Below are 23,905 nucleotides of genomic sequence, written 5' to 3' on the forward strand. Positions count from 1 at the left end.
GGATCACACGCAAGGGGTTTGCCTACAAACCTTCAAACCGGCGTACTATGCGACACATGGAACCTCGACCGACCGCCGTCGCAGCGCCAATGCAGCTGCGCATCGCGGATGACATCCGTATGCAGATCGAGCGCGGCGATCTGGCACCGGGCGACCCGCTGCCGACGCTGCATGAGCTAGCCGACAGGTGGCGTTGCTCGCTCAACTCCGCCCGGGCGGCGATCTCCCTGCTCAAGCAGCAAGGGCTGATCACTGGCGGCAGAGGGAAGGCGCCCGTTGTGCGCACTCAGCCGCGGCAGGTTGTCCGATCCTCGAACCGGCATCAGGTCGAAAAGGACCTGGTGCTGGCGGCGGAGGGCGAACGGGGACAGAACGGCGTTGCCGAGAACGACCTCGGCGTCCCGCTCGACGACCTGGAATTCACGGCCACGCACGACACCATCAAGGCCGATGCCGACCTCGCAAAGGGCTTCGACATCGAGCAAGGGGCCGACGTGCTCCGCCGCGTGTTCCAGCTGACTGACCCGGAGTCAGGGCACCTCGAAGCGTGGAGCGTGTCGTACATCCCGTACGACCTGGTCAGCGCACAGCCGGAGATCTTTGAATCGACCAGGCCCCACCCCGGCGGTACTCAGCACCAGCTCTACGCAGCCGCCGGTATCGAGCTTGCCCGCATCGATGATGAGGTCACCGCCGCCATGCCCACCACGGTCACGGCACAGCAGTGGGGCATGGACCCCGGCATTCCCATGATCCGTATCCGTCGTATCTCCATCGACACGCAGGGCAGGACCGTTGAAATCTCCGACGCCGACTTTCCCGCCGATCGAACCAAGCTGAGCTTCTCGACGCCGCTGACCTTGTGGTGACCCCTCCCCCGAACTGCGCAGGAACGGAGACCTCATGCCCCGGATTTCGATCGTCACGGCAGCGTACGGCCCCACCGCGACTTACTTGAGCGACACGATCGAGAGCGTCAAGGCTCAAGAGCTCCCAACCGGTTGGGAGCTCGAATGGGTCGTGCAGGAAGACGGGCCGGCCCCGTCGCTGGCCGCGCAGTTCGACGGGCTCGACTTCGCTCGCTATGAAGCCAACGAAGCGCAGCTCGGCCTCGCGATGACCCGCAACCTCTCGCTGTCGAGGGTGACCGGCGACCTGGTGCAGATCCTCGACCACGACGACATCCTGCTGCCTGGCTCCTTCACGACCTTGATTCCGCGGTTCGCCGACCCCTCGATTCACTGGGCGATCGGGCAGGCCGACGACCTAATGCCGGATGGCAGTCGTGCCTCGTTCAGGTCGATGCTCGACCACGGCGTCGTCCCGGCAGGCCGCGTCAACGCATGGGCCGCCGACAACGGCGGGAACTGGCCGATTCATTGCGCCGGGCTCATGATGCGCACCGCGACCCTCCGCGCTCTTGGCGGCTGGGCCGCTTCCCCTGCGGATGACGACCTGGTGATGCTCGCGGCGTTGTCCGAAGTGGTCGACGGCTACAACGCCCCCGCCTTGACCTGGCTTTACCGGCAACACCCCAACCAGACCCACAAGGCGCAGGCCTGGAAGGCGTGGGGCGGTGCCGGCCGAAGGATCGCCCTTCAGCGCGCAGCCGCGGTCCGCGCTGCCGGGATCTTCGCGGCAGAGCCGAACGCGCCCGCCGTGGATGGAACCCCGGTTGAGGTGGTCGAGGTCGGGAAGCTCATCCCGAAGGCCGACTACCCCGGCCGCTGAGCCGATTCCCACACGGCCGCCATGGTGCACATCGCAGCGCACCATGACGGCCGTTCTGTTCGCGCAGGCTCAGGCGCTCGTCTCGTCGACGATGGCGAGCTGGCCATTGGTACGCAGGACGGTCGCGAGTTGGTCAAGGCGGTCAGCGAGCGTTGCCCGTTGCTCCTCGCTGTATCGCCCGCCGCCGATCTCGAACGCCGCTTCGTCAAGCTCCCACTGAACCGCGCGAAGAAGCACTGCGAGCGAACACGCCTGGCTGGCCATGGTCAGACCCCCAAAAATCGAGACAAACGCGCCAAGCAAGCCAATCAAGTCTTACGACGCGAACGAGTCTGCCGACAGGAAGACAAACGCGTCAACTGCGACAGTCGATTGTGTGACACGGAATCGGCTGGTCACCTCGGGTGAGTTGGCGCGGGAGCTTGGAATCAGCCCGCGCACCGTGGCCCGCTACGTCCGCGAAGGCCTGCTCAAGCCGACGGAAACGACGCTCGGTGGGCACTACCGCTGGGATGTCGAACAAGTTCGCGAGCAGATCCGCGAACTGCGGGCCAAGCCGGAGGAATGACCCCGCGATCGACATCAATCCGGCGTTGCCTCGTGCCCCGGTAGCGGTAGGCCGCTCTCGTCGATGCTCCGCTCCCGCTCTTTCATCTCGGCTTCGAAAACGTGCCGCCGACCTTGAAGCAGCAGGTCACGAACTCGCCGCTCGTGTTCGCGGAAGCAGGCCCAGTAACCGTCGTCGAATTCCTCGACGACCTGGAACGTCCATCGCCCTGGGATGACATTGCGGCCAACGAGTTCGCGTTCGATCGTGTCGGCCAACTCTCCATGGCCGCACTCCTTCAGGGCTGCCACAGCCTCACAGAGAGCGGCCGCACCGGAACCGATCAGCTGGTGGAACTCGTAGAGGTGGCCGCGTGCTCGCTCGACGGTTTCCAACGCTTCGCTGAGCTTGCCGACGGCAACCACCGTGGAGTCGTCCACGCCGCTAGGGCGTTTATGTTCCAGCTTCGGCCGGTCCATGGCTGCTCGCTCTGCTCTGGTCAGTTCAAGTTGACGCAAGTGATCGGCGTCCATGCGGCCATTGTGGGCTCGATCGACGCAATTCGGCCTGTTGGGGCGACGACGCACGAGCGTGGCCGAACGGGCAGCTGAGGCGCAGCAGCGGGCTGAATTTCGCGCCCTCAGATCGCCTGAGACTGATTGAAATAGCGTTCCCGGGAAGGAAGGACCTACCCGGCGGCGAGTCATCATCGATGTTGGCGGACTGGCGTGTCAGCCGTAGCCTGGCCACCCTTCCGTCCGCACGGGCAGGCCCTTGGGGTTCTCGCCGCGTCGGTGGCGGGCATGTAGGACACCAAGGCCTTGGTTCGGCTCTGCTTGCCGGACGCAGTCTGGCGCTGTGAGCGCGTTGTGGTGATCAGCTTCGTTATTTGGAAGTCCGTGACCGAGCTCGCTCACCCTGCAGGGACGTCCGTTAGGGCGATGGATGGCGTGGCGTCTTGCCGTAGCCCGAGAGAAGCTGAAGCGGCGATGTCCCCCGGGGCGTCCCCGTCGAAAGGATCGGTTTATGGCCCAACGGCGTGTGCCTGATGGAGAGCAAGATAAAAAGCAATGGTCACTGGCTACCTATCAGGCGGTCGCCCAACGGAGGGCGCAATACGACACACTGATGTGGCAAGTTCCGGCACTTGGGCTTACGGCACAGGCGTTTCTCCTGACGATCACGCTCGGCCATGAATCAGGGCGACTGTCTCGAATTCTCGCGTCTGGCCTCGCCGCACTTGTCTCCGTCTTGACCATGCAGCTTATGGCTAAGCACCGATGGCATGAACGAGTAGACAGCCAATGGCTTGAGGAGTTCGAGAAGCGCCACGGCCTGGACGTCGTTCATCAACATCGGCGCAGACTCGCTTGGGAGCTCAATCTTGGAGCCCCAGGGTTCGCCGCTCGCTGGCGCTCGTACCGTCTTTGGCAATTTGGTATCGGGCTCTTCGGCGCCGTTGGCCTTGCGTGCGCCATCCTCGCACTGGTCGCCCCTCACGCCTTCGCCGGTTAGTTACCGTGGAGCGGCGGTGGCGAGAAAGGGGCAAGCTCGGCACAGACTTGAACGGGCCACGGGAAACCGCGCCAGACGCTCCCGGCAAGTGACAAGCTTATGCCGTCGATCATCATCCGGGAAGCGGTCTGTCGTGCCAAGTTTCGCTGCCCGCATGATCAATATCACCACACCCAAACGGCGGTACCAATACGCGAAATAGACATGCGCGGACGCCGTTTTGGTTATCTTTCAGCGAAACATCAAGCCAAGGAGCAAAATGGAACAAGACGCCAACCTTCACAATTACAGAGAAAAAGTCAAAGAGTACGAGTTAGCCTCAAATCAGCTTTCTCGACACAAATCTAGCCAGCGCGCATACTGGGGAATGGTAATTGCGAGCAGCTTACTCGCACTCCTCCTCGGGTACTCAGTCGTAATTGGACTATGGCGAGAACAGCCGGTAATAACGCAATATGTCAGCCTTTTCGCCGTCTTATTCTTGATGGCACTCGGATTCTGGCTGGCATGGCGAAACAGTCCCGAGATTACAGACAAGACGCTCACCGTCAGAAATCTCGCCCATGACAAACAAACTCTTGCCGCAAGACTGCCGCTAGACTCCCCGGAAACTCTTCGTATCTACCGAGAAAGCGCACTTGACTGGATCGACCACTACCGCCAGCGAGCTTCCAGAAATCGCCGCATAAACAACTCCTTTCAAGGTATCATCATTGTCGCTTCTGCTTTAGCTTCAACATTTACAGCCATATCCGGAGCAGGAGAGTTTTCGACACTTCAGCTAATCGCCACAGCATTAAGCGCGACTGTTACAATTTCAGCGGGACTTACCGCCTACTTCAAGTTCCGCGAACGCGGACAAGGTCTCCAGACTACTGCCGACGAAATCGAAAAGCACTACACCGCTGCGCAATTTAAACTCGACGACTTCGCGGACGATGCCACTGAAGAGGAGAGACTCGAACGCTTTGCGCGTTACACAGAGCGCCTGAAAGAAGAGCAACGCAAACGCGAATTGCAACTGGAACAATCTCCCCAAAAGGGCGAGGAACGCGGCTAACCAAGCCATGTAGCTGCCGAAATGAGCTCTACAGGGTGGTCAAGCCGCCTTCGGCGGCGTGGCTGCGCGGCTTTGCTCGGCGCTTGCGCAGGCCCATGGCGGCCATTCACTGGTCGCGGCGTTCGCTGCCACACAGCTTCAGGCCCACGACGGCCGGGAGAAATCTGGGAGACGATCTTGCCCCGGAGGCCGGATCACACCTCCTGAGACCAATGCATGCCAATAGCCTGACCTGCACTGGTGCACAACCATGCAGGTAGCACCACATCTCGTTCTTCGTTCGGGTCGAAGAGGTCGTGGGTTCAAATCCCGCCACCCCGACAGAAGTCGAGGGGCTTGGTTCACAGCGTGAACCAAGCCCCTCGACTCATTCTCGCACCTTCCCCCAGGAACAACCTCAGTGTCCAGGTCCACACCCCGGTTGACACGCTCCTACGCATCGAGAAATATAGATATGTACTTGCGCGGCGAGCTAGCAGGAGCACTGTGGACACCCTGGCCATATTCAAGGCGTTGGCCAATCCGACGCGGCTGCGGTTCCTGCAGTGGCTGAAGAACCCGGCGGAGCACTTCGACGAGAGCGCCTACCGCCAACAGGGCCTGGGGTTTCACATCGGAGTCTGCGTCGGTGACATCCAGGCCCGGTCCGGGCTCTCCCAGTCCGTGGTGTCCAGCTACCTGCAGATGCTGAAGGACGCCGACCTGCTGGAGTCCGAGCGGATCGGCAAGTGGACGTACTACCGGCGCAACGATCGAACGATCGAGGCGCTCGCCACGCACATCCGCGACGAACTCTGACCCCGGCCCGCGCCAGCAGACAGGGCCCTGAAGCAGGGCCCTGCAGGCCGTCAAGACTCCGCTGCAGTTTCACATATCTAGAAACCGCGTTATGTAGTTAAGGCGCCCAGGGGTCTCGCACCAGAAAGATGATCATGAGAAGAAGCTTGTTCACCGTTCTGTCGCTCGCCTTGGGCGTGTTCAGCATCATCACGACCGAAATGGGCATCATCGGCGTGCTGCCACAGGTCGCAGCCAGGCTGGAGGTCAGCACATCCACGGCGGGGCTGCTCGTGGGCTCCTTCGCCTTCGTCGTAGCCCTGTCCGGCCCTTTCCTGACCCTCGCGGCCGCCGGCATCGACCGCCGAGCCGTGCTGGCGACGACCATGGGCGTCTTCGCCGTCTCGAACGCCGTCTACGCGCTCAGCACGCACTTCGAGCTGACGCTCGCCTTCCGGATCATCCCAGCTCTCCTGCACCCGGTCTTCTTCTCCGTCGCACTGGCCACCGTGGGGAGGCTCGGGCGATCGGCGGACGCGGCCCGTGCGACCGCACGGGTGTTCGCCGGCGTCACCGCGGGCTTCGCCTTCGGCGTGCCGCTCACCTCCTACCTGGCGGACCACTTCTCGCTCCCGGTCGCATTCTGGTTCGGTGCGGCCGTCAACCTGCTCGGTCTCATCGGCATCCTGTTGTTCCTGCCCGCGATGCCAGTGGGCGAGCGACTCTCCTACGGACGCCAGGTCGGCGTGCTGCGTGGCGGCCGAATCTGGCTGACGATCCTGTCGATCGTCCTCGTGTTCGCGGCGCTGTTCTCCGTTTACGGCTACTTCGCCGAATACCTCGACACCGTCACCGGCATGAACGGCACGTGGATCAGCGCGATGCTTCTGGTGTTCGGCGTCGTGATGATCTTCGGCAATTTCGGCTTCGCAGCACTGCTGCGGCGCGGCGTCGTCCGCACTGTGCCGATCTTCCTCGTGCTCTGCGTCGTCAGCTACGTGCTGGTCTTCGCCCTCGGCGCTCGATTCACGCCGATGATCGCGATCGTCGCGCTTTGGGCAGCCGTGCATTCCGGCGGCCTGATCGTTTGCCAGAGCTGGTTGAGCCGGGACACCGCGGACGCGCCGGAGTTCGGCAACAGCCTGTTCGTCTCGTTCTCCAACCTGGGCATCACGGTGGGCACGACCGTCGGAGGCTGGGCGCTGACCGCCTTGAACGCCCGCGCGCTCCCCTGGGTCGGAATCGGGTTCACTCTCGCCGCGCTTGCGGTCGTGCTGCTGCGCCTGGCGTTGGACAAGCGTGCCGGCGCAGGACGCACGGTGCAGGCCCCGCTGGCGGCGAGCAAGGTCGACTGACAGCTGCTGCGCCGGAACGCGGGGCCGCCGGCGCCGCGCACATGACGGCACTGAGGCTCGGGAGCGAAGGGGCTGTTTTCCGCCAGCTTCGGGGTTCTTCGGCGACCAGGATCGAGGCATGGCTTTCCAGGTGATGCCCATCGAACCGATCGTGCTCGACGAACTCCGCAAGCTGGACGACGGCGGGCGCGCACCGTCCACCTACATCGAAGAAGACGAGTTCGGCGACCCGCTGCGCTGCTGTCTGCGCCGCAGCCAGCCGGGCGAGCGGATCGCATTGGTCTCCTACGCTCCGCTGCGGCGCTGGGCTCGGGACGCCGGGGTTGACCCCGGCGCGTACGAGGAGGTCGGGCCCGTCTTCATCCACGCCGACAGCTGCGACGGACCGGCCTCCCCGGAGTGGCCCGAAGCGCTGCGTGGGACTCGGCGGGTCCTGCGCTACTACTCCAACGACGGCCGGATCCTCGGCGGCATCCTGCTCGACGGCAACACCGAACTGTCCGAGCGCGCGGCCGACGACCTCCTGCTGGACCCGGAGATCGCGCTGGTGCACGTGCGGGCGGTGGAGTTCGGCTGCTTCCTGTTCGAAGTCCGGCGCTGACGTAACCCCGAAGGGTGTGCAGTTTCGCGAGAAATCGACGTTCACCCGAGTGACGGGTGGGGCGTTTCTCGCGAAATCGTCCCCACTTCAGGTGAACGGGTGATGCTGTACCTGCTCCTCAGGCGGCGGTGCCATCGGGCAGTATCGAGGCGTGAGCACCTACCCCGAGGCGAAGATCCCCGAGAAGCTTTTCGACGACCCCGAGCGGGAGGCTCGGTGGCGGGCCCGCTTCAGCGCGCCGCGCGTGTCGTTGCCGGACTGGGCCCGCGACGCCCCGCAGCGCAGCCTGTACGTGTCGAACTTCAGCGGCACCTGGGAGCTCTACGCGTGGGACCGCGACGCGGACAAGCACCGCCAGATCACCGACCGTCCCAACGGGACGTTCCACGGCACGCTGTCCGCGGACGGCGAGCAGATCTGGTGGTTCGACGACACCGACGGCGACGAGTTCGGCAGCTGGCGGGTGGAGCCGTTCGCCTCGGGCGAGGCGAAGCCCGCGCTGCCGGACACGCACCCCGGCTACCCGGCCGGTCTGGAGCTGGGCCGGTCGGTGATCGGCATGGGGATGTCCACCGATGACGGCGTGACGGTGTGGGTGGTGCGCGACGGCCGTCCGGAGGTGCTCTACGAGCACGAGCAGGACGGCGGGCTGTCCGCGATGTCCTGGGACGAGTCGATGCTGGTGATCTCGCACTCCGAGCACGGCGACAGCCGCCACCCGGCGCTGCGGGTGCTGCGCACCGACGGCTCCGAGGTCACCGAGAAATGGGATGGCCCGGGCAAGGGGCTGGACGCGCTGGCGTTCGCGCCGGTCACCGGCGACCCCCGGCTGCTGGTGCTGCACGAGCGCCGCGGCAAGGAGGAGCTGCTGGTCTGGGACGTCGCGGCGGACACCGAGACCGAGATCGAGCTCGACCTGCCCGGCGAGGTCTCGGCCGACTGGTACCCGGACGGCAAGTCGCTGCTGATCGCGCACACCCACCACGCGCGGACCACCATGCACCGCTACGACCTGGCGGAGAAGACGCTGACCGAGCTGGCCACGCCGCCGGGCACGGTGGCGGGTGCGTCGGTGCGGCCGGACCACGCGGTGGAGTACGTGTGGTCGTCGGCGGCGGCGCCGTCGCTGATCCGCACGGTTTCCGCGGACGGCGAGGACCAGGTCCTGCTGACCCCGCCCGGTGACCGGCCGCCGGGGTCGGAAGCCGTCACCGACGTGTTCGTCGAGGTGCCGTACGGGCCGAACGACACCGTCCACGCGCTGGTCGCTCGCCCGGCCAACACCGGGGACGGGCCGATCCCGACGGTGTTCAACCTGCACGGCGGTCCGCACGCGGCCGACGAGGACCGGTTCTCCGCCTACCGCGCGGCCTGGCTGGACGCCGGATTCGCCGTGGTGGAGCTCAACTACCGGGGCTCCACCGGCTACGGCTCCTCCTGGCGCGACGCCATCGAGGGACGGCCGGGGCTGACCGAGCTCGAGGACGTCGCGCGGGTGCACGACTGGGCTGTCGAGGCCGGGTTGACGACCCCGTCGCTGAGCGTCGTCGCTGGTGCGTCCTGGGGCGGGTACCTGACGCTGCTGGCGCTGGGCACGCAGCCGGAGCGGTGGGCCGGCGGTGTCGCCGGTGTTCCGGTTGCCGACTACGTCTCGGCGTACGCCGACGAGATGGAGCCGCTGCGGGCCTACGACCGCGCGCTGTTCGGCGGTGCGCCGGAGGACGTGCCGGAGGTGTATGAGAAGGCCTCGCCGATCACCTACGTGGACCAGGTGCGGGTGCCGACGCTGGTGCTGGCCGGGGACAACGACCCGCGCTGCCCGATCCAGCAGATCCTGAACTACCTGGACCGGTTGGGGCAACGGGACATCCCGTTCGAGTTCTACCGCTACGACGCGGGCCACGGTTCGCTGGTGGTGGCGGAGACGCTGCGCCAGGTGGCGGCGGAGATCCACTTCGCCCGCCGCGCCGTCGGTCTGGGCTGATCACCCCGGTTCGGCCGACCCTGCCCAGCGGGGTCTGCCGAGCCGGAACTTCCCAACTTTAGGGAAATTTGGAACTCCCCCGACCTCGGTGCCGGGCTGTGGTGGGTATCCAACTTTAGGGAAATTTGGAGCCCCCTGGCGCTACCGCTCTGGCCAGGGGGGTTCTCCAGCTCGGCGGGAGCTTCGGAGCCAGCTCAGTTCTCGTTCGTACTGCGGGTCGGCGTGGGTGGCGACGCCTTGGACGAGCGGGACGCGCACGTGCGCTGCGGGCCAGAACCAGTCGGCGCGGCGCACCACCATCCCCGCCAGCTGCACCTGGGACAGGACTTCCACGTTGAGGCTGCAGCGCCGGGTTCCCCGCAGCATCTCCTGTGCCTTGTCCTGGGCCTGCCCGACCACGCCGGGCGCTCGGGTGTGTTCGAGGAACAGGAACAGCCCGACGGGGCGCAGGACTCGGCTGACCTCCAGCAGCACCGCGGGCGGTTCCACCGCGCAGCACAGCGAGAAGCGGTCGACGACCGCGTCGAAGGTGTCGTCCGGGAACGGCAGCTGCTCCGGGTCGGCGTCGATCTGATCCACCGCGAGGTCGCTGCGGGCGCGGCTGGCTTCCGGGGTCTCGCCGATCAGCGCCAGCTGGCGGACGTGGCGGTAGCCGAGCAGGTCTTCCGGGGCGAACGCGCCGATGTCCAGGACCCGACCGGCCGCTCGCTTGCCGGTCAGGGTGCGGAAGCGGTGGAGCATCTCCACCGGCGCGGGCACGTCTTCGCGCTTGTAGTGGCACCGGACGCGCATCGCTTGGGCCCTCGGTGTCATACCCGCAGAATGCGCGGCTCGCAGGCCGTCTACCAGGGGATTCTGACCCAGTCAGCTGACCAGAATGTGAGATGACCAGCGGGTCGGAATATCTCGTTCCGCGCGGTTGTCGATGCCTGTCGTGAGCCATCTCTTCGAACCGATCAAGCTGCGCGACCTCGCCATCCGCAACCGCGCCTGGGTCTCGCCGATGTGCCAGTACTCCGCGACCGACGGCGTGCCGAACGACTGGCACCTGGTGCACCTCGGCCAGTTCGCCACCGGCGGCGCCGGGCTGATCATCGCCGAGGCGACCGCCGTCGTCCCGGAAGGCCGGATCAGCCCCGGTGACACCGGCCTGTGGAACGACGGGCAGGTCGCGGCCTGGCGTCGGATCAACGACTTCGCGCACGCGCAGGGCGCGGCGACGGGCGTGCAGCTCGCGCACGCCGGGCGCAAGGCGGCCACCTCCGCGCCGTGGGAGGGCGGGCAGACGGTTCCGGCCTCCGAGGGCGGCTGGGAGACGGTCAGCTCGACCGGCAACGCCTTCGGCAACCTCGCCGCGCCGCGCGCCCTGACCGAAGCCGAGGTCGCGGAGCTGCCCGCCCAGTTCGCGGCGGCCGCGCGCCGGGCCGAGGAGGCCGGGTTCGACGTGATCGAGCTGCACTTCGCGCACGGCTACCTGGCGCACCAGTTCTACTCACCGCTGGTCAACGACCGCACCGACCGCTACGGCGGCGACTTCGACAACCGGGTTCGGGTGCTGCTGGAGATCACCGATGCGGTCCGCGAGGCGTGGCCGGCGGACCGGCCGCTGTTCGCGCGGATCTCGGCGACCGACTGGATCGAGGGCGGCTGGACCGGCGAGGACTCGGTGCGGCTGTCCCGCATGCTCGCCGAGCGCGGGGTCGACCTGGTGGACGTCTCGACCGGCGGCGCGGTGCCGAAGGCCGACATCCCGATCGGCGCCGGCTACCAGGTGCGCTTCGCCCGCCAGGTCCGTGCCGAAACGGACGTGCCGACCGCGGCGGTCGGCTCGATCACCTCGCCGGAGCAGGCGGAGGAGATCGTCGCTTCGGGTTCGGCGGACGCGGTCCTGCTCGGTCGCGAGCTGCTCCGCGACCCTCACTGGCCGCTCCGCGCGGCCGACCGGCTGCACGCGGACAACATCTGGCCGAAGCAGTACGAGCTAGCCCGCCGCATCTGATTTCCCGAGGCAGCGGGCGTCTTTCGCCGACTTCACCGGCGAAAGACGCCCCTCCAGTTACGTCCACTGCGGACTTCCGGTGTTGAGCGAACCCCGTGGTGACGCGATTTCAATGGAAATGGAACATCTCATTGAAATCGCGGAAGTTGTCCACAGGGAGGACGGCCTGTCCGCAGGCGTCGGACCGGATCAGGTGACACCCGGAGTTCTCATTCGAAGTTGCCCCGGGGGTGTTCGATTCGCGTAGCCTCACCCCAAGAACTCCTAGAACGTGAAGATGGGCATGCGTACAACACCAGTCACAGCCGCAGCCGCGTTGACCGTCACCGGCTTCCTGCTCACCGGGTGCGGGCCCAGCTCGGACAACAGCGCGCCTCCGGCTGACGGGGAACCGTTCGTCGGCCCGTCGCTGGCCGCGTTCGACCCGTGCTCAGCGCTCTCCCAGAGCGATCTCCAGCACGTCGGAGTCACCGAGGCCGGAGAACCGGTCGAGGAGAACGGCGAGGTCGGCTGCGACTTCCGGGGCGACGACGAGTACCTGCTGCGGATCTCCAAGGCAGAGCAGACCGACCTGGCAGCCTGGCAGACGCAGCGCGGCGGCTTCAGCGCTTTCGAGCCGAACCAGGTCGGCGCCCACCCCGGGATCAGCGCGGTGCCCAGCGGGGCGGAGTTCTCCTGGTGCCGTCAGATCGTCGGGGCCGGCAACGGCTCGGTCTCGGTGGAGATCAAGTACACCGCTGACAACGGCCCGGCCGACGCCGAGACCTGCGAGAAGGCCCTGCAGGTCGCCCAGGTCCTGGAGCCCAACCTGCCGTAGTGCCGCGGTCAGGACGCGATTTGCGCCTGCCACATCCAGTGGGACTTCTCCAGGTCCGCGGCGACCGCGATGAACAGGTCCTGGGTCACCAGGTCGGTCTTGTCCGACTCGTCGATGCGGACGCGCAGGCGGCGGACCAGTTCGCCCAGCGTGTCGATGATCGACTCGATGACCGACTTGTCGCTGCGCCAGTCCGGCTCGAACTTCGGCAGCCCGGAGCCCGCGGCCACCGTCGCGGCCCGCCCGTCCGGTGCGACGCCGATGGCCGCAGCGCGTTCCGCGACGTCGTCGGCGAAGCCGCGCGCGGTGTCGACCAGTTCGTCGAGCTGCAGATGCACGTTGCGGAAGAAGCGGCCGACGACGTTCCAGTGCGCCTGCTTGGCCACCAGGTGCAAGTCGATCAGGTCGAGCAGCGTCGCCTGCAGCAGCTTGCCGGTGACGTCCTGGTCCTGGTCGTTGAGCAGGCTGGTGATCGGAGACTTCTGGGCCATGATCGGCGCAACCTCCTCGGACGCGAGCTACCTCGCCCCGAGGGTCCTGCGTACCGAGCACCCCCCGCACTTCGGAGCGCCCAGGAGCCACAAACCGGGCAGCGACAGCCACTCGCTCAGGAGCGAGTGGCGAAGTCCACTACCTGGTGGCCGATGGTGCGCAGGACGCCGGCTACCTTCTGATCAGCGCATTCGCCGCCGGCCTCGAAGTGCGTTTCGGCGGAGTTGACCGCGCCGCCGAGCGGAGTCGGCCAGCCGCGCAGCGCGTGCACGACGGAGCGCAGCGCCTGCAGCGTGGTGACCGTGGCCTGCCAGCCGTGGGCGATGCCGATGCAGCCGACCGCTCGGCCGTCCAGGTAGGGCCGCTCGTCGTCGCGCAGGTCCTCCGCGTAGTCCAGGGCGTTCTTGATCAGGCCGGAGACGGTTCCGTGGTAGCCGGGCGAGGCGAGGATGACGCCGTCGGCGCTGCGCAGCGCCTCCACCAGCTCCAGCGCGCTGTCGGTGCGTTCGGTCAGGTGCGGGTCGTAGAACGGCAGGGCGAGGCTGCTTCCGGTGATCGCGTGGACCTTGGCGCCGGCCTCCCTGGCCCCCGCCAGCGCGGCGTGCAGCACGCGCTCGGACTGCGAGTCCGGCCGCACCGAGCCGCCGATTCCCACCACGGTCACCGTCATTGCACAGATCCTTCCACCTGCTCGCCGCGCCTGTCTTCCCCGGCGGACCACGCCACGCTACGACTTCGAGTCGGGTCGAGGTCAAAGCCGCGAGCGGTGTCCTGAAACACACCTACTAGCAGGTAGCCTCGATTCCACCCTGCTGCCTTCCCGGGAAGGTCCACGCCCATGCCCAACGTCCTCGAACAGGTGCGACCGATGCTGGAGGTCGCGGCGGTCCACGGCATCTTCGCCCTACCCCGCCCCGTGCGTCGGCTCATCGCCGGATCGCCCATCCGCTTGGACGACCAGGAACTCGCCCTGGACGCCCAGTTGCTGCTCAAGCTGCAGAAGCTCAGCGGACAAGAACAGCTCACGGCTCCCACGCCGCAGCTGGCCCGCGCGGGCATGAGCCGGGCCACCCGCATCAACTCGGCGCCGATCGACGGGGTGGTGGTCGCCGACCGGCAGATCCCGACCGAGCACGGCGGCCTGGGCGCCCGGCTGTACCGGCCGCGGGAGCTCACCGGAATCAGCCCGCTGCTGGTGTTCTTCCACGGCGGCGGTTGGGTCACCGGCGACCTGGACAGCCACGACGACGTGTGCCGGTTCCTGGCCAAGCACGCCGGTATCCGAGTGCTGTCGGTCGATTACCGGCTCGCGCCCGAACACCGCTTCCCGGCCGCGCTGGACGACTGCCTCGACGCCTACCGCTACGCCGTCGACAACGCCGCCGACCTGGGCACCAGCAGCGACGCGATCGCGGTCGGCGGGGACAGCGCGGGTGGCAACATGGCGGCCGCGGTGTGCCAGATCGCCGCTCGGTCTGACCTGGCCGACCCGGCGTTCCAGCTGCTGCTCTACCCGGCGGTGGACGCCACCACGCGCCGCCGCTCGCGGGAGCTGTTCAGCCGCGGCTTCCTGCTCACCGATGCGGACCTCAGCTGGTTCATGGACCACTACCAGCCCGACGAGAGCCTGCGCGACGACCCGCGCCTGTCGGTCCTGCTGACCGAGGACCTCAGCGGGCTCCCTCCGGCGTGCGTGGTCACGGCCGGTTTCGACCCGCTGCGCGACGAGGGCGAGGCCTACGCGGCCCGACTGGCCGAGGCGGGCGTTCCGGTGATCAGCCGCCGATTCCCGGACCTGATCCACGGTTTCGCCAACCTCCGCACCATCGGCACCCGCTTCCAGGAGGCCCTCTTCGAGATCGTCGGATCCCTCCGAGCCGGCCTCTCCCTCCAGAAGCTCTGACCTCCCCGTGAGCACTTTCTGGTGCTATGGCGGGTTATGGCGCCAGAAAGTGCTCATTGGGTGCCGAGGAGTTCGCGGAGTCGGTTGAGGAGGTCTTCGCGGTTGGCGCAGCCGAGCCGCTGTTTGATCCGGCTCATGTGGTGTTCCACGGTCTTCGCCGAGATGAAGAGGCGTTTGCCGACCTGCTTGTAGGTCAGGCCCGCTAGGACCAGTTCGGCTACTTCCTTCTCGCGCTCGCTGAGCAGGCCGTTCTCGTCGCCGCGCACTGCGCGTGGACGTGGCGGCTTGCCCTGCAACGCTCGGGCGCACTCCAGGAGAGCAGGCATCGCGCGGCGGTCTGTCGTGCGGATCGCCGCTTGGCCTGCCAGGCGGGCGCCGTCCCAGGCGAGACCGGCTGCATGTAGGGCCCGCGCAGTCCGCTCAACTTCGTCCTGGTCGACCTGACCAGCGAGGATCCCCAGCCATACTCGAGAAGCTTCGGCCATCGCTGCTGCGAGCGGGTTGTGGTGGGCCATGCCGGACAGTTCCGCCGAGCGCTGCTGGGCCGTGTCCAGCTCATCGAGCACGATCGACGCCTGCAGGCGCTTCCACGTCAGTATCGACGTCCAGAGCGGAGGGTTGTCCAGGCGCTCGAGCAGGGACAACGCCTCGGTCAGGTAAGGGTCGATCCAGTCCAGGTCGCGCAGGCGGGCCGCCGCGACCACCAGCTCCCCCAGCGGCATCAGCGAGAACAGGTCCACCGAGTGCTCGGCGACGACCTGGCGGGCCTGCCCGCGTGCGGCGGCGAGCGCGGCCATGTCGTTGTCCCGGCTGGCGATTCCGGCTTCGATCGCGGTCGCCACCAGCCGATCCCGCGCGGCCATGGCCCCTGTCGGAAGCTTCGCCCGCGCGGCCACCGTGTCGCCGCGCACCAGCGGCAACCACGCCGCCAGCAGGCGATGCCGGTCTCTTAGCAGTGGACCTCCCGCGCCAGCACCGACCGCCCGGTCCAATGTGGACTCGGCAACGTCCAGTTCACCGCAGTGCAGGGCGACCAGCGCCGCCACCGACGCAGGCGAATCCGGCAGCAGCACACCGCGCCCCACCGGCTCCGACAACGACGCCGCGCGCACCAACTCGGACAGCGCAGCGGAGGCAGATCCGGTGACGGATTCCCGAACTCCAGCGGCCAAATGCGCAGCAGCGCCGGTCATCGACGTCGGCGGACCGGCGTCGTCGGACGAACCCAGCACGTCGTCGGCATCGGCCAACCGCCCGACCCCGATCAGACCGACGGCCGCGAACTCCCGGTCACCCGGCCACCGCAGCCGTCCCACCGACCAGCGGCACATCTCCGCGGACCGCTCCAGCAGTCCGCGCTGCGCCAGCACGCTCGCCGCGACCTGCACACCGAGCTCCCGGTCCGGCACCGCGGAGTCCACGATCACCTGATCGGCCAGCCGCAACGCCTCGTCCAGCTCCCCCGCCACGGCTGCGGCCCGCGCCCGCCGCGCGCCCACGGAGGCAGCCGGCGCACCCGCCGACACAGCCGCATCGAACAGGCGCGGCGCCAACTTCGGCGCATCCAGCAGAGCTTCTTGCCCGGCCTGCTCAAAAGCCTTGGCCAGCGTCGCTTCCGGCAGCAACGCGATCTCAGCCCCAAGCAGCGGGCTGACCAGCGGCAACACCGGACCACCCCGAGCCAGCTGGGTTTCGACCAGGCGGCGGGTGATCTGGAGTCGGCGCTCCCACGGCGTCAGCCGCAGCACGGCCTCCCGCACGATCGGCAGCAGCACGTCGTCGGCCACCACCATGCCCCCGGATCGCACCGCCAGCAGCGCCGCGCCGACCGTCGCAGCGTCCAGGTCGAGCAGCGCCGCGAGCAGGTCCGGGTGGGGGGTCGCACCGACCGCCATCGCCGTCACGCTCGCCCGGCCGGCCTCGCCGAGCCGATCCAGGTCGTGCTGGAACTGGTCGAGCGCACGCGCAGGCAGCTGCGCGACACCCGGCTCAGCAGCGGCCAGCACCCGACTCACGTAGCGGGGAACACCACCGGTCTGCGCGTGCAACCAGCGAATCCAGTCCGCAGAAGCAGTTCCGACCTGAACCGCGAGTTCTTCCTGGCTGAGCGAGGAAAGCAGCACCGGCGCACCGAGCTCACCGATCAGCTCGGCCAGCGCGTCGGGACGCGGACCCGGCCGGTAGGCGACCAGCAGACGGGCTCCCGGCTGCCGGGCGACCTCGACCAGCTGGCCGAGCACGGACGGGTCGAGCCGGTGCGCGTCGTCGACCAGCACCGCGCCCTCGCTCGCCCGATCCAGGTCCGCCGCGCCGAGCACCGGCACCCCGGCGGCGCGGTAGGCGTGCGCGAGTTCGGCCAGCAGCGCGGTCTTGCCGTAGCCGCCAGGGCCTTGGACACCTGCGGTGATGGGCGCGGTCGGGGCCGTGGCGACCGCCGACCGGAGCCCGGCCGCGTGCCCGTCCAGGAGGGAGGTCGTCGAATGGTTCACGCCTGCAGTCCTTGTTGCGTCATTGGCGCATGTACTGGAAGAGCCCTGACAAGCCGCCACCCGTCGGAGGATTCGGCCCGAGGAAGGTGAGCAGCAGGCCGCCGATGATCAGCACGGCCGCCACCGACAGCTTAATGATCTTGAACCGTCGCTTGCGATCCTCATCGGGGGGATCCAACGGCATCGGCTCCACCTCGACCGGCGGCCGCGGCGCCTCCGGGATTTCGGCCTCCTCCTCGTCGAAGTCCGACCCCTCGATGCGCACCAGCACGCTGGTCTCGGAGACCAAACCCTCTTCGCTGTCAGTGGAAAGCAGCTGGACCGCGGCCGAGGCAGCACCGCTGGCCGCCGCCAGCTCCGGCGAGACGTCGACCTGCGGCGGCACCGTCAACCGCTCGGCGACCAGCTGCTTGAGCAGCGGAACCCGAGCCGTGCCACCGGCCAGCACCACCGCGTCCAGATCGTCCTGGGACAACGTCGCCGACTGCACCGCCTGCAGGACCAGTTCCGGCACCCGCTCCAGGTGAGGCCGGACGAGTTTCTCGTATCGGGCACGGGAAATCGCGAACTCGGTGCGCACACCGGGAAGTTCCACCCGGATCTGCGCCCCGGCCTGGTGCGACAGCGCTTCCTTCGCCCGGACGCACTCGGCGCGCAGGTGGGCCAGCGCCGCCCGGTGGTTGAGATCACTGAGGTCCAGGGCGTCGAGCTGGTCGCCGAATTCCGCGCGCACCGCACCGAAGATCTCGTCGTCCAGGTCCTGGCCGCTGGGGTGCTCCGCGGCCAGCGAGGAACCGACCACCTCGAACCCGCGCTGCCTGCGACGAAGCACGGTGGCGTCCATCCCGCTGCCGCCGATGTTGGCCACCGCGATCGGTTCGTGCTCCGGAACGCGTTGCTTGGCGGCGTAGTCCAGCGCCACCGCCAGCGGTTCCGGCACCATCGTGACCTCGTTCAGCCCGAGCTGCGCCAGGGCCTGCTGCACGAGTCGGATCCGGTGCGGGCCCCAGGTGGCGCTGTGCGCGATCGCGATGTGCTCGGCCGGATGCCCCTGCTTGCCGGCCACCGCGTCGGCGACCCACTCGACCATCGTCGCCACCAGGCGCTGGGCGGGGACGAAATCGCTGCCCACCAGCAGCGGGAGGTCGTCACCGAGTCTCGCGGTGAACCCTCTCGCCACCCACTCGTGGTGCGCGATCTCCTGCCGCTGGGCGGCTTCCCCGGCCACGAACGACCCGTCCTGCACCTTGCACAGCACTGTCGGCACCACCGGCCCGGCCGCCAGCGGGACCGGCGTCGCCTCAGCCCAGCGGCTGCCGTCGCGGCGGGCGATGGCGGCAGTCGTCGCCGTCGCACCCAGATGAACGCCCAGGACGTAAGGCATGCAATCCCTTCGGGTCATCGATCGGCCACCATCGGGCGATACCGGTGGCGGGGCAGGGTGGACACAATTTAGCGCGCGATCGATTACGCAGAGGTATCGGACACCCCGCATCACCCCCTAACGGGCCACCTAGTGGATCCCCTAATAGAGGTTTCCGTGACTAGGAGTCGTACCCGATGACTAGGGGGCTTCCACCCAATAGCGTGATCGCCACAGGGGTGAGGACCTCGTTTCCTCACTCGGAATCCGCAGGCGAGCAAGCTGAGCATCGGGAGGCCCAACGATGGCGAGCCCTCAGCACGCGACCGATCGGGCCGAGTCCTCCACTCCAGACCCCGGGACGCACTCCGCCGGCCTGCCGGACCAGCCGACGCTGTACGAGTTCCTCACGCGCCTCGTCAGCGACCCGGCTTCCCGGTCGGCCTTCGACGCCGATCCGCAAGCCACGCTGGATCAGGCCGGACTCGGGGCAATGAGCGCGACGGACGTCCTGCACGCCACGTCGCTGGTCCTCGACTACGCACCGGTCGAGGTGGTGACGGAGTACGGGCGCTCACTCCAGAGCAGCGTCGAGAAGTTCGCTGCGAGCTCCCAGGCTGTCGCGTTCAACGAACTGCATCCCGCACATCCACTAGATCAGGAAGAGCAGAGCATGCTGCAGAACACCCCTCAGCCGGCCGACTTCGGCAAGGACAACGACGTCGACGCCAACCTGCCCGAGCCGCAGGCCCCGGCCAACAACACCGACGTCGACGTCGACATCGAGCAGAACGACTCGCACAACCTGATCAGCATCCACCACGTGCTGAGCGACAACAACATCAGCATCGGCAACGGCAACGGCAACATCGTCGGCAACACCGTCGGCCAGGTCGGCGACAGCCTGGACCTGGGTGAGGTCGCCGGCGTCGCGGGTGACGTGGTTTACGGCTCGGTCACCGAGATCAACGGAACCGCCAACCACGTCTTCGACACCACCGTCGACCTGACCGCCGCTGCGGGCTCCACGGTCTACGGCGATGTGACCAACATGGTCAGCAACGTCTCCACCGGCGACGTCACCAACATCGCGGGCGACCTGAACGTCGTCAACATCCTGGGTGACGTCACCAACGTCGCGGGCGACCTCAACGGTGGCAACGTGACCGAGATCGTCGCGAACGCCCCGGTCGTGGGCGACGTCGTGGGCCAGGTCGGCGAGATCGCCACCAACGCCCCGGTCGTCGGCGACGTCGTCACCAACGTTGGCGACACCGTGACCAACGCCCCGGTCGTGGGCGACATCGCGAACACCGCCCTCACCGGTGACATCACCGACGTGACCGGCGTGGTCGGCGGCGTGGCGGGCAACGTCACCAGCATCGCGGGCGACGTCCCGGTCGTGGGCGACGCGGTCGGCGTGGTCGGCGGCGTGGCGAGCAACGTCCCGGTCGTGGGCGACGCGGTCGGCGCGGTCGCCGGCTCGGGCGACGTCAGCGCCCTGCCGATCGACGACGCGACCTCGGTTCTGCCGGTCGACGACGTCACCTCGGCCCTGCCGCTCGACGACGTGACCTCCGTGCTGCCGGTCGACGACGTGACCTCCGCGGTCCCGGCCGCCCCGCTCGAGACCGTCACCGACACCGTCAGCAGCCTGCCGGTCGCCGGCGACCTCGTCGGCGGCGTCGCCGACACCGCCACCTCGGCGCTGCCGCTGGACCACGGCCTGCTCTGAACGCAGTGAGCGACTGAATGCCGGGATCCGCCGAGTGCGGATCCCGGCATTCGGTGCATTTCCGCAGCTTTTCGACGACGGTGGGCGACCAAAAAAGTGTGAGTTCGACCGATCGGGTTTATCTATTCGCGACGAGCCGCCACAATCGACGCCGTGATCGAGACGGCATTGGTGGAACTCATCGATCGCGCGACTGCGGAATGCTTCGAGCAGCAGCGCGCGGATCTGCACAACCGCCTGCGCCAAATCCGGACCAGAGTGCTGGATCCGACCCAACTCGTGCTGGTCGTCGGCGAATCGAAGCAGGGCAAGAGCGCGCTGGTCAACGCAATGGTCAACGCCCCGGTGTGCGCTTCCGGCGACGACGTCACCACCGCCGTGCCCACCCTCGTCCGCTACGCCGACGAACCCACCGCGCTGCTCATCGAGCACGAACCGCGGCAGGGCCCGGCAGCGCTGGACCGCATGCCGGTGCCGATCGAGCAGGTCCGCGAACACCTGGACCGCGCGCTCGAACTAGGACGTCCCGTCACCCGGGGTGAAGTCGGCATTCCGCGCGCTGTGCTGCAAAACGGGCTCGCGCTGATGGACACGCCCGGTGTCGGCAGCGTGTCCTCGTCGCTGACCGCCACGACACTGGCCGTGGTCGCCGAAGCCGACGCGCTGCTGATGGTCTCCGACGCCACCCAGGAACTGACCACCAACGAGCTCTCGTTCCTCAAGCAGGCCACCGCACTGTGCCCGAACGTCGCGCTGGTGCTGCCCAAGATCGATCGCACGCCGCACTGGCGAAAGGTCCTCGAGGTCAACCGGAGACACCTGGAGAACGCGGGTATCTCGGCCAAGCTCTTCCCGGTTTCGTCCAACATCCGGATGCGCGCGATGCAGGCCAAGAACAGCACGCTCAACGCGGAATCCGGATTTCCACCGCTGTTGGAATACCTGCAGACCGAACTGGCCGGCAAGCACGAGCAATTCACCCGGCGCCTGGTCGCGCACAACGTTTCCGAAGCGCTGACCCAGGTCAACGACTCGCTGAAAGCCGAACTCGCCGCGCAGAATCCGCGCACCGCGGCGGAAACCCTGGTCGAGCTGGAAACCGCGCAGCGCCGCGCAGAAGACCTGCGCCGCGTCTCCAACCGTTGGCAGAAGGCGCTCAACGACGGCATCTCCGAGCTCTACGCCGACATCGAGTTCGACTTCCGCGAGCGCAGCTGGGCCGTCATGCACGAGGCCAACGAGATCTTCGAGACCGCCGACCCGCTGGTGGTCTGGGACGAGTTCCGCGAGTGGCTCGCCGACCGGCTCACCGATGCCATCGTCGAAACCTTCCAATGGCTGGAAGAGCGGCGGGCGCAACTCGCCGAGGCCGTCGCCGAGGAGATGCGCGCCGAGCACGGCGCCAACGCCCCTGAGCTGGACCGCATCCGGCCGCCGGACCCGCTGGACGAGGTGCCGGAGGTGAAGCTGCCGGCACGCTCCGAGTACAAACGGTCCGACCAGCTCCTCACCGGTTTGCGCGGTTCCTACGGCGGCGTGCTGATGTTCGGCATGATGACCTCGCTCGGCCTGGGTCTCGGGTTGTTCAACGTCGTGTCGATCTCGGCGGGCGTGCTGATCGGCGTCAAGAGCCTCGATGAGGAGAAGGATTCGCGGTTGCGCCGCCGCCAGGCCGAGGTCAAGACCTCCGTCCAACGTCACGTGGAGCAGGTCATCTTCCACGTCAACCGGGAGGCCAAGACCACCATCCGCACCGTGCACCGAGGACTGCACAGCCACTACATGCAGATCACCGAAGACGCCCAGAACGAGGTCAGCAGGTCCATCCAGGAGATCAAGCGCTCCGCCGAGCGCAGCGCCGTGGACCGCGACCAGCGCGCGCGGGAGATCCGGCAGAAGCTGGAGGACATCACCTCGCTGCGCCGCCAGGTCACCATGCTCACCCAGAAGCGGATCACCGCGGCATGACGGGCGAAGCACTGCTGGACCGCGCCCGTGCGCTGCTGATCCGCACGATGACCTTCTACCGCGACGACCCGCGCACGTCGACCTGGCTGCGCGGACGGCTGGAACGGCTCGACCAACCGCTGCGCATCGCCGTCAGCGGGCGGGTCAAGGCGGGCAAGTCGACGCTGATCAACGCGCTGGTCGGCGCCGAGCTCGCCCCGACCGACGCCGAGGAGCGCACCCAGGTCAGCACGTTCTACCAGTACGGGCCCGAGCCGAAGATCCTGATCCACACCCCGCACGGCGCGGTGCAGAACGTTCCGGTGTCCACATTGGATGCCAGCACCATTCGCGACCTGCAGCACTGGCGGCCCGACGAGGTCTCGCGACTGGTGATCGAATCACCCACTCCCGGGCTGCAGGCGATCACCCTGATCGAGACGCCGGGCGTGGCCTCGGCCGCGGTGCAGGAGACCGGGCGATCAGCGCTGGCGCAGATCCTGTCCGAGGCCGACGCGGTGCTGTACCTGACGCGCTACCCGCGCCAGACGGACCTGCAGTTCCTGCAGTCGGTCAACGAACTGCAAACCGCCCGCAGCGTCCCGATCAGCACGATCGTCGCGTTCTCCCGCGCCGACGAGACCGGCAGCGGCGGCCCGGAAGCGCTGCAGGCCGCCGAGCGGATCGCCGAGAGCTACCGCAACGACCCGACGCTGCGCTCGTTCGCGCAGCACCTGATCCCGGTGGTCGGCCTGCTCGGGCAGGCGGCGGCGACCATGACCGACGAGGAGTTCACCGCCCTGGGCAACCTCGCCCGGCTGTCCCAGAACGACCTGGAAGCGCTACTGCTGTCCGCGGACCGGTTCATCAACAGCAAGATCGAGTCGATCCCCGGGGCCATTCGCCAGCAGCTGTTCGAGCGGTTCGGCCAGTTCGGCCTGGAACGCGCGCTGACGCTGCTGCGCAGCGGCACGACGGAGCCGAAGAAGCTGCGGTCGGCGCTACTCGAAGAGAGCGGCCTGAACTCGCTACACGAAACCGTGCACCAGCAGTTCGTGGAGCGCCAGGACGCGCTGCGCGCCCGTTCGGCGCTGCTGGCGGTGGACATGGTGCTGCGCGCCAATCCTCGTCCCGGGGTGCAACAGCTGCACGGCGAGTTCGAGCGGCTGCTGGCCAATGCGCACGAGTGGAACGAGCTGCGAGTGCTGTCCGAGCTGGACTCCGGCCAGGTGCGCTTCGCGCGCCCGCTCCAGGCGGAGGCGAAGCGCCTGCTGGGCGCGTTCGGCGCCAGCCCGCAGGAGCGGCTGGGCCGCGACGAGACGGCGCTGACGGCGGACCTGGCCGACGACGCGGCAGCGGCGTTGGCGCGCTGGCGCGTGCAGTCGGTGAACCCGCTGCACGACCGCATCCACCGCGAAGCGGTCCGCACGGTCCTACGCAGCTGCGAACGCCTGATCCTCAACCAAGCCCAAACCCCACAACAACCCGCTCAGGCGGCTCAAGCACAAGCACAGTCCGCACAAGCACAGTCCGCACAAGCACAGTCCGCACAAGCACAGTCCGCGCAAGCTCAGGCAGCGCAAGCACAAG

General features: G+C 67.7%; 22 protein-coding genes. 15 read left to right on the top strand and 7 right to left on the bottom strand.

The window, feature by feature from the left end:
- The first annotated feature begins 56 nt into the window (after positions 1-56).
- Positions 57-869 (top strand): GntR family transcriptional regulator, encoded by an 813-nt coding sequence (locus ACWCO2_RS14150; protein WP_450128141.1) that lies wholly within the window; start codon positions 57-59, stop codon positions 867-869.
- Positions 870-903: 34 nt separating this feature from the next.
- On the top strand, positions 904-1,731 hold the full coding sequence (locus tag ACWCO2_RS14155; protein ID WP_450128142.1) for a glycosyltransferase family 2 protein: 828 nt from the start codon (positions 904-906) through the stop codon (positions 1,729-1,731).
- Between the two features lie 69 nt (positions 1,732-1,800).
- Here ACWCO2_RS14155 and ACWCO2_RS14160 read toward each other — a convergent pair whose 3' ends face one another.
- Positions 1,801-1,995, bottom strand: coding sequence for a hypothetical protein (locus ACWCO2_RS14160; protein ID WP_450128143.1), 195 nt, complete (start codon positions 1,993-1,995; stop codon positions 1,801-1,803).
- 112 nt (positions 1,996-2,107) lie between these two features.
- On the opposite strand from ACWCO2_RS14160, the gene ACWCO2_RS14165 reads away from it, so the two are divergent.
- The gene (locus ACWCO2_RS14165) at positions 2,108-2,299 is read left to right on the top strand and encodes a MerR family DNA-binding transcriptional regulator (protein WP_450128144.1); all 192 of its coding nucleotides are present in this window, start codon (positions 2,108-2,110) and stop codon (positions 2,297-2,299) included.
- 14 nt (positions 2,300-2,313) lie between these two features.
- Here the strand turns inward: ACWCO2_RS14165 and ACWCO2_RS14170 are convergent, their stop codons facing one another.
- On the bottom strand, positions 2,314-2,811 hold the full coding sequence (locus tag ACWCO2_RS14170) for a hypothetical protein (protein ID WP_450128145.1): 498 nt from the start codon (positions 2,809-2,811) through the stop codon (positions 2,314-2,316).
- Positions 2,812-3,304: 493 nt separating this feature from the next.
- Here ACWCO2_RS14170 and ACWCO2_RS14175 point away from each other — a divergent pair, with 493 nt between their 5' ends.
- The 6 genes from ACWCO2_RS14175 to ACWCO2_RS14200 all read left to right on the top strand — a co-directional run bounded on the left by ACWCO2_RS14175 (position 3,305) and on the right by ACWCO2_RS14200 (position 9,570).
- Positions 3,305-3,793: a hypothetical protein gene (locus ACWCO2_RS14175; RefSeq protein WP_450128146.1), complete on the top strand. Its 489-nt coding sequence runs from the start codon at positions 3,305-3,307 to the stop codon at positions 3,791-3,793.
- Positions 3,794-4,052: 259 nt separating this feature from the next.
- Positions 4,053-4,853: a DUF4231 domain-containing protein gene (locus ACWCO2_RS14180; RefSeq protein WP_450128147.1), complete on the top strand. Its 801-nt coding sequence runs from the start codon at positions 4,053-4,055 to the stop codon at positions 4,851-4,853.
- Between the two features lie 486 nt (positions 4,854-5,339).
- Positions 5,340-5,651: an ArsR/SmtB family transcription factor gene (locus tag ACWCO2_RS14185; RefSeq protein ID WP_450128148.1), complete on the top strand. Its 312-nt coding sequence runs from the start codon at positions 5,340-5,342 to the stop codon at positions 5,649-5,651.
- A gap of 134 nt (positions 5,652-5,785) precedes the next feature.
- Positions 5,786-6,985, top strand: a complete 1,200-nt coding sequence (locus ACWCO2_RS14190) for an MFS transporter (RefSeq protein ID WP_450128149.1) — start codon at positions 5,786-5,788, stop codon at positions 6,983-6,985.
- Between the two features lie 118 nt (positions 6,986-7,103).
- On the top strand, positions 7,104-7,586 hold the full coding sequence (locus tag ACWCO2_RS14195) for a DUF1203 domain-containing protein (RefSeq protein WP_450128150.1): 483 nt from the start codon (positions 7,104-7,106) through the stop codon (positions 7,584-7,586).
- A gap of 151 nt (positions 7,587-7,737) precedes the next feature.
- The gene (locus tag ACWCO2_RS14200) at positions 7,738-9,570 is read left to right on the top strand and encodes a prolyl oligopeptidase family serine peptidase (protein ID WP_450128151.1); all 1,833 of its coding nucleotides are present in this window, start codon (positions 7,738-7,740) and stop codon (positions 9,568-9,570) included.
- A 141-nt stretch (positions 9,571-9,711) separates the two neighbouring features.
- Here ACWCO2_RS14200 and ACWCO2_RS14205 read toward each other — a convergent pair whose 3' ends face one another.
- On the bottom strand, positions 9,712-10,383 hold the full coding sequence (locus ACWCO2_RS14205; RefSeq protein WP_450128152.1) for a class I SAM-dependent methyltransferase: 672 nt from the start codon (positions 10,381-10,383) through the stop codon (positions 9,712-9,714).
- A 112-nt stretch (positions 10,384-10,495) separates the two neighbouring features.
- Here ACWCO2_RS14205 and ACWCO2_RS14210 point away from each other — a divergent pair, with 112 nt between their 5' ends.
- Together ACWCO2_RS14210 and ACWCO2_RS14215 are read left to right on the top strand one after the other, a co-directional pair.
- Positions 10,496-11,569 (top strand): NADH:flavin oxidoreductase/NADH oxidase, encoded by a 1,074-nt coding sequence (locus ACWCO2_RS14210; RefSeq protein ID WP_450128153.1) that lies wholly within the window; start codon positions 10,496-10,498, stop codon positions 11,567-11,569.
- 283 nt (positions 11,570-11,852) lie between these two features.
- The gene (locus tag ACWCO2_RS14215; RefSeq protein ID WP_450128154.1) at positions 11,853-12,386 is read left to right on the top strand and encodes a DUF3558 family protein; all 534 of its coding nucleotides are present in this window, start codon (positions 11,853-11,855) and stop codon (positions 12,384-12,386) included.
- A gap of 8 nt (positions 12,387-12,394) precedes the next feature.
- Here the strand turns inward: ACWCO2_RS14215 and ACWCO2_RS14220 are convergent, their stop codons facing one another.
- Positions 12,395-12,877 carry a Dps family protein gene (locus ACWCO2_RS14220; RefSeq protein ID WP_450128155.1) on the bottom strand — a complete coding sequence of 161 codons (483 nt, stop codon included), beginning with the start codon at positions 12,875-12,877 and terminating at the stop codon, positions 12,395-12,397.
- Between the two features lie 116 nt (positions 12,878-12,993).
- Positions 12,994-13,548 carry an NADPH-dependent FMN reductase gene (locus tag ACWCO2_RS14225; RefSeq protein WP_450128156.1) on the bottom strand — a complete coding sequence of 185 codons (555 nt, stop codon included), beginning with the start codon at positions 13,546-13,548 and terminating at the stop codon, positions 12,994-12,996.
- Between the two features lie 168 nt (positions 13,549-13,716).
- On the opposite strand from ACWCO2_RS14225, the gene ACWCO2_RS14230 reads away from it, so the two are divergent.
- Positions 13,717-14,781, top strand: a complete 1,065-nt coding sequence (locus ACWCO2_RS14230) for an alpha/beta hydrolase (RefSeq protein ID WP_450128157.1) — start codon at positions 13,717-13,719, stop codon at positions 14,779-14,781.
- Positions 14,782-14,834: 53 nt separating this feature from the next.
- Here the strand turns inward: ACWCO2_RS14230 and ACWCO2_RS14235 are convergent, their stop codons facing one another.
- Both ACWCO2_RS14235 and ACWCO2_RS14240 read right to left on the bottom strand, forming a co-directional pair.
- On the bottom strand, positions 14,835-17,270 hold the full coding sequence (locus ACWCO2_RS14235; protein WP_450128158.1) for a helix-turn-helix transcriptional regulator: 2,436 nt from the start codon (positions 17,268-17,270) through the stop codon (positions 14,835-14,837).
- Positions 17,271-17,289: 19 nt separating this feature from the next.
- On the bottom strand, positions 17,290-18,672 hold the full coding sequence (locus tag ACWCO2_RS14240; RefSeq protein WP_450128159.1) for an Hsp70 family protein: 1,383 nt from the start codon (positions 18,670-18,672) through the stop codon (positions 17,290-17,292).
- A gap of 265 nt (positions 18,673-18,937) precedes the next feature.
- Between ACWCO2_RS14240 and ACWCO2_RS14245 the strand changes: the two genes are divergently transcribed.
- The 3 genes from ACWCO2_RS14245 to ACWCO2_RS14255 form a co-directional block, all read left to right on the top strand.
- Positions 18,938-20,368 (top strand): IniB N-terminal domain-containing protein, encoded by a 1,431-nt coding sequence (locus tag ACWCO2_RS14245; RefSeq protein ID WP_450128160.1) that lies wholly within the window; start codon positions 18,938-18,940, stop codon positions 20,366-20,368.
- Positions 20,369-20,521: 153 nt separating this feature from the next.
- On the top strand, positions 20,522-22,336 hold the full coding sequence (locus tag ACWCO2_RS14250; protein WP_450128161.1) for a dynamin family protein: 1,815 nt from the start codon (positions 20,522-20,524) through the stop codon (positions 22,334-22,336).
- The coding region (locus ACWCO2_RS14255; protein ID WP_450128162.1) for a dynamin family protein at positions 22,333-23,905 on the top strand (1,573 nt) is incomplete at its 3' end. The genes ACWCO2_RS14250 and ACWCO2_RS14255, both read left to right, overlap by 4 nt.

It is taken from the genome of Saccharopolyspora sp. NPDC002376 (genome assembly GCF_053593195.1).

Coding starts and splice junctions, on each gene's coding strand:
- ACWCO2_RS14220 (WP_450128155.1), bottom strand. CDS start 12,877: ATGGCCCAGAAGTCTCCGATCACCAGCCTGCTCAACGACCAGGACCAG.
- ACWCO2_RS14210 (WP_450128153.1), top strand. CDS start 10,496: ATGCCTGTCGTGAGCCATCTCTTCGAACCGATCAAGCTGCGCGACCTC.
- ACWCO2_RS14155 (WP_450128142.1), top strand. CDS start 904: ATGCCCCGGATTTCGATCGTCACGGCAGCGTACGGCCCCACCGCGACT.
- ACWCO2_RS14190 (WP_450128149.1), top strand. CDS start 5,786: ATGAGAAGAAGCTTGTTCACCGTTCTGTCGCTCGCCTTGGGCGTGTTC.
- ACWCO2_RS14150 (WP_450128141.1), top strand. CDS start 57: ATGGAACCTCGACCGACCGCCGTCGCAGCGCCAATGCAGCTGCGCATC.
- ACWCO2_RS14230 (WP_450128157.1), top strand. CDS start 13,717: ATGCCCAACGTCCTCGAACAGGTGCGACCGATGCTGGAGGTCGCGGCG.
- ACWCO2_RS14170 (WP_450128145.1), bottom strand. CDS start 2,811: ATGGACGCCGATCACTTGCGTCAACTTGAACTGACCAGAGCAGAGCGA.
- ACWCO2_RS14180 (WP_450128147.1), top strand. CDS start 4,053: ATGGAACAAGACGCCAACCTTCACAATTACAGAGAAAAAGTCAAAGAG.
- ACWCO2_RS14205 (WP_450128152.1), bottom strand. CDS start 10,383: ATGACACCGAGGGCCCAAGCGATGCGCGTCCGGTGCCACTACAAGCGC.
- ACWCO2_RS14225 (WP_450128156.1), bottom strand. CDS start 13,548: ATGACGGTGACCGTGGTGGGAATCGGCGGCTCGGTGCGGCCGGACTCG.
- ACWCO2_RS14215 (WP_450128154.1), top strand. CDS start 11,853: ATGCGTACAACACCAGTCACAGCCGCAGCCGCGTTGACCGTCACCGGC.
- ACWCO2_RS14240 (WP_450128159.1), bottom strand. CDS start 18,672: ATGACCCGAAGGGATTGCATGCCTTACGTCCTGGGCGTTCATCTGGGT.
- ACWCO2_RS14175 (WP_450128146.1), top strand. CDS start 3,305: ATGGCCCAACGGCGTGTGCCTGATGGAGAGCAAGATAAAAAGCAATGG.
- ACWCO2_RS14245 (WP_450128160.1), top strand. CDS start 18,938: ATGGCGAGCCCTCAGCACGCGACCGATCGGGCCGAGTCCTCCACTCCA.
- ACWCO2_RS14195 (WP_450128150.1), top strand. CDS start 7,104: ATGGCTTTCCAGGTGATGCCCATCGAACCGATCGTGCTCGACGAACTC.
- ACWCO2_RS14160 (WP_450128143.1), bottom strand. CDS start 1,995: ATGGCCAGCCAGGCGTGTTCGCTCGCAGTGCTTCTTCGCGCGGTTCAG.